This is a genomic window from Streptomyces sp. AF1A (assembly GCF_047340315.1).
Taxonomy (GTDB): Bacteria; Actinomycetota; Actinomycetes; order Streptomycetales; family Streptomycetaceae; genus Streptomyces.
The window spans coordinates 1-4,893 of the sequence record NZ_JBLEBI010000293.1 but is presented as its reverse complement, the minus strand read 5'-3'; the positions used below and the strand labels follow the sequence as shown (position 1 = coordinate 4,893).

4 protein-coding genes are annotated in these 4,893 nt (G+C 74.9%); all 4 read left to right on the top strand.

Features of this window, described 5'->3' with window-relative positions; all coding sequences use genetic code 11:
• A partial coding sequence (locus ACLU3S_RS35800) for a phosphopantetheine-binding protein (protein WP_413956147.1) occupies positions 1–568 on the top strand: 568 nt, incomplete at its 5' end.
• 42 nt (positions 569–610) lie between these two features.
• Positions 611–3,442 (top strand): beta-ketoacyl synthase N-terminal-like domain-containing protein, encoded by a 2,832-nt coding sequence (locus tag ACLU3S_RS35795; RefSeq protein ID WP_413956146.1) that lies wholly within the window; start codon positions 611–613, stop codon positions 3,440–3,442.
• Positions 3,443–3,461: 19 nt separating this feature from the next.
• Positions 3,462–3,689, top strand: coding sequence for an acyl-CoA carboxylase epsilon subunit (locus ACLU3S_RS35790; protein WP_413956145.1), 228 nt, complete (start codon positions 3,462–3,464; stop codon positions 3,687–3,689).
• Between the two features lie 164 nt (positions 3,690–3,853).
• The coding region (metK, locus tag ACLU3S_RS35785; protein WP_413956144.1) for a methionine adenosyltransferase at positions 3,854–4,893 on the top strand (1,040 nt) is incomplete at its 3' end.

The window sequence follows — 4,893 nt, the reverse complement described above, 5'->3', positions numbered from 1 at the left end:
GGCCGACGGGCCCGCGCCCGCCGAGCGGCTCGCGGCCCTGCCCGAGGCCGTGCGGCGGCGGGCCCTGCTGGACCTGGTGCGCGAGCACGCGGCCGTGGTCTTCGGGGCGGCCTCGCCCGCCGAGATCGGCCCCCACCAGGTGTTCCGCAAGCTCGGGTCGGACTCGCTCACCTCGGTCGAGCTGCGCAACCGCCTCAAGGAGGCCACCGGCCTGAAGCTGTCCGCCACCCTCGTCTTCGACCACCCCACCCCGGCCGCCCTCGCCGACCACCTCCACGAGCGCCTCGCCCCCGCCACCACCGGTCCGAACCCGGCGGACGGCACGGCACCGAAGCCCCTTGCCGGAGCCGACGACGAGCACGAACTGCTGCGCCTGGAAGGCGAGTTCGAGGCCCTGCTGGTCACCGCCCCGGACGCGGCGGCCCGCCGCCGCATCGGCGACCGGCTGCGCACCCTGCTGCGCCGCTGCGACCCGCAGCCCGCGGACGACACCCCCGGCCAGGACCTGCACCAGGCGACGGACGACGAGCTGTTCGCGGCCCTCGAGGAAGAACTGGGCCTGTCCTGACGGCCCCTGAGACTGCTGGACGCGAGGAAGGTTGACGCCCCCATGGGGAGGAATCCGAGCAACGACCCCGGCACCGCCGGGGACACCGCCCACGACGGCGCCGGCACCGGCGCCGCCACCGAGGACAGGCTCCGCGACTATCTGCGCCGGGCCACCACCGAGCTGCGCGAGGTGAAGAGGCGGCTGCGGCAGGCCGAGGAACGCGACACCGAACCCGTCGCGATCATCGGCATGGCCTGCCGCTACCCGGGCGGCGCCGCCTCGCCCGAGGCGCTGTGGGACCTCGTCGCCGCCGGCCGCGACGTCCTGGGCGACCTGCCCGACGACCGCGGCTGGAACACCGAGGACCTCTACGACCCGGACCCGGACCGGCCCGGCACCTCCTACGCCCACGAGGGCGGATTCCTGCGCGACGCCGCCGACTTCGACGCCGACTTCTTCGGCATCTCCCCGCGCGAGGCCCTCGCCATGGACCCGCAGCAGCGGCTGCTGCTGGAGACAGGCTGGGAGGCGCTGGAGCGGGCCGGCATCGACCCCACCTCGCTGCACGGCAGCGCCACCGGGGTGTACGTCGGCGCCATCGACCAGGACTACGGACCGCCCCTGCACCAGCCCTGGGAGGGCGCCGACGGCCACCTCCTCACCGGCGGCACCGCCAGCGTCCTGTCCGGCCGGATCTCCTACACCCTCGGCCTGGAGGGCCCGGCGGTCACCGTCGACACCGCCTGCTCCTCCTCCCTGGTCGCGCTGCACATGGCCCTGCAGTCCCTGCGCGGCGGCGAGACCACGCTGGCCCTCGTCGGCGGGGTCACCGTGATGGCGACCCCGGGCATCTTCGTGGAGTTCTCCCGCCAGCGCGGCATGGCCCCCGACGGCCGCTGCAAGGCGTTCTCCGCCGACGCGGACGGCACCGGCTGGGGCGAGGGCGTGGGGGTGCTGGTCCTCGAGCGGCTGTCGGACGCGGTGCGGGGCGGGCACCGGGTGCTGGCCGTCGTCCGGGGCAGCGCGGTCAACCAGGACGGCGCCAGCAACGGGCTGACCGCGCCCAGCGGCCCCGCCCAGAAACGGGTCGTGCGCCGCGCCCTGGACCGCGCCGGCCTGACCACCGCCGACGTGGACGTGGTCGAGGCCCACGGTACGGGGACGACGCTGGGGGATCCGATCGAGGCGCAGGCGTTGATCGAGACGTACGGTCAGGGCCGTCCGGCGGAGCGGCCCTTGTTGCTGGGGTCGTTGAAGTCGAACATCGGGCACACGCAGGCGGCCGCCGGTGTGGGTGGTGTGATCAAGATGGTGATGGCGCTGCGGGCGGGTGTGGTTCCGCCGACGCTGCACGTTGCCGAGCCCAGTGGACATGTGGACTGGTCGGCGGGTGCGGTGGAGTTGGTGACCGAGGCGCGTGCGTGGCCGCGGACGGGTCGGGTGCGGCGGGCGGCGGTGTCGTCGTTCGGAATCAGCGGGACGAACGCGCACGTGATTCTGGAGGAGGCACCGCAGGCACCGCAGGCACCGCAGGCACCGGAGGTGCCGGTGGAGGTGGCGCAGGGGGCTCCGGTGGTGGTGGGGTCGGTGCCGTGGGTGTGGCCGGTGTCGGCGCGTGGTGAGGAGGCGTTGCGGGCGCAGGCGGCCAGGCTGCTGGAGTTCGCCCGGGCGCATCCGGAGCTGGAGCCGGGGGCGGTGGGTCATGCCCTGGTGACCGGCCGGGCCGCGCTGCCGTACCGGGGTGTGGCCACCGGTGCCTGCCGTGAGGAGCTGGAGGCGGGTCTGCGCGCCCTGGCCGACGGCCACGACTGCCCGCACCTGGTCCGCGGTGTCCAGACCGACGAACGCGTCGGCTACGTCCTGCCCGACCCGGCCGGCCCCTGGCGCCGTACGGTCCGCGAACTCCTCGCCGGCTCACCCGTGTTCGCCGAACACCTCGAAGCCTGCCTGGCCGCGCTCGCCCCGCACGTCTCCGTGGAGACGGTGCGCGCCCAGTGGAGCGGCCCCGAAGAGGCGCCGATCGCCGAACAGGGCGCCCGCTGCGCCCTGTTCGCCGTGACCGTGGCCCTGGTCCGCACCTGGCGCAAGCTGGGCGTCCGGGTCGACGCCTTCGCAGGCGACCCGGCCCACGGCCCCGCCGCCGCCTGCCTCGCCGGCGCCCTCGGCCTCGACGCCGCCGCCCGCGCGGCGGCCCTGGGCGAGGACCCCGACCCGGCCCAGCCGACCTGGCTCTGGCTGCGCACCCCTGCGGCGGCGGACCAGGACGGCACCGGCGACGACGTGACCTACGTCGAGCTGCTGCCCGACGGCTCGGTCCTCACCGGTCTCCTGCACGCCTACGTCAACGGCGCCGACGTCGACTGGACCGCCGTGGGCGCCGCATCCCCCGGCGCCGAGCCCGTCGACCTGCCGACCTACGCCTTCCAGCGCAGCCGCTACTGGCTCGGCGCCCCCGAACCGGCCGTACGGGAACGGCAGTCGGTCGACTGGCTCCCCGCGGAGCCCGAGCGGCACGCCGGGCCGCGGGACACCTGGCTCGCGCTGGTGCCGGACGGCTTCGCCGACGACCCGTTCGTCACGGCCGCGGTCGACGCGCTCGGCGCCGACGGCACCCGCGTCACCACCCGCACCGTCGACCTCTCGGCCGACGACGACACGCTCCTGCGCGACCTCACCGACACCGTCGCCGGCACCGGCCCCGCCGGCGTCCTCTCGCTCCTGGACGCCGACGCCACCCCGCGCGGCGACGGCAGCACCGCGCCCCGCGGCGCCCTGGCCACGCTCACCCTGGCCCGGGTGCTGCACGAACTCCCCGAGGCGCCGCCCCTGTGGTGCGCCACGGACGACACCCGCGACCACCCCGCCCCGGCCGACCTGGCCTGGGCGGCCTGAGCCCACGGCAGGAGGGACCATGACCACCCCCACGACACCCGTCCGGCGCGGCGGGCCCCTGCTGAGGTTCCTCCGGGGCCGGCCGGACGAGGACGAGATCACCGCCGCCACGGTGGCGCTGCTCGCCGCACTCCGCGCCCGCCGGGGCCCGGCCGGCGCAGCGGCCGCGCCGGCCCACGACCCCGGCACCGGCTACCGCGCCCCCGGCGCCTGGACGGCCCGCCGCCGTTTCACCTACCGAGACTGACCAGCCGTACGAGTCGGGCCGTACGGCCAGAAGAACCAGCAGGACGAGCCGTCCGTACGACCGTCCGTATGAACTGGCCGTACGAGCCGCCGCACGACCGCCCCCGGACTCCGTGTCCCGGGCGTCCGCAGCCCGGACGCCCCTGTCCCTGGAGGAAGAACCCCATGTCCCGTCGCCTGTTCACCTCGGAGTCCGTGACCGAGGGCCACCCCGACAAGATCGCCGACCAGATCAGTGACACCATTCTCGACGCGCTGCTGCGTGAGGACCCGGCCTCCCGGGTCGCCGTGGAGACGCTCATCACCACCGGCCTGGTGCACGTGGCCGGCGAGGTCACCACCAAGGCGTACGCGCCGATCGCCCAGCTCGTCCGCGACACCGTGCTCCGCATCGGCTACGACTCCTCGGCCAAGGGCTTCGACGGAGCCTCCTGCGGCGTGTCGGTGTCCATCGGCGCGCAGTCCCCGGACATCGCGCAGGGCGTGGAAGCGGCGTACGAGACCCGGGTCGAGGGTGCCGCCGCCGATGGAGAACCCGACGAGCTGGACCGGCAGGGCGCGGGCGACCAGGGCCTGATGTTCGGCTACGCCACCGACGAGACCCCGACACTGATGCCCCTGCCGATCTTCCTGGCGCACCGCCTGGCCAAGCGCCTGACGGACGTCCGCAAGAACGGCACCGTCCCCTACCTGCGCCCGGACGGCAAGACGCAGGTCACCATCGAGTACGACGGCGACAAGGCCGTCCGCCTCGACACGGTCGTCGTCTCCTCCCAGCACGCCTCGGACATCGACCTGGAGTCGCTGCTGACGCCCGACATCCGCGAGTCGGTGGTCGAGCCGGAGCTCAAGGCGCTCGCCGAGGAGGGCATCAAGCTGGACACCGAGGGCTACCGGCTGCTGGTCAACCCGACCGGCCGCTTCGAGATCGGCGGCCCGATGGGCGACGCGGGGCTGACCGGCCGGAAGATCATCATCGACACGTACGGCGGCATGGCCCGGCACGGCGGCGGCGCGTTCTCGGGCAAGGACCCGTCCAAGGTGGACCGCTCGGCGGCGTACGCGATGCGCTGGGTCGCGAAGAACGTGGTGGCGGCGGGCCTGGCCGCCCGCTGCGAGGTGCAGGTCGCGTACGCGATCGGAAAGGCCGAGCCGGTCGGCCTGTTCGTGGAGACGTTCGGCACCAACGAGGTGGAGACCGAGAG

Bases quoted from the DNA above. Each gene is read 5' to 3' on its own strand.
- ACLU3S_RS35790 (WP_413956145.1), top strand. From the start codon at position 3,462: ATGACCACCCCCACGACACCCGTCCGGCGCGGCGGGCCCCTGCTGAGG.
- ACLU3S_RS35795 (WP_413956146.1), top strand. From the start codon at position 611: ATGGGGAGGAATCCGAGCAACGACCCCGGCACCGCCGGGGACACCGCC.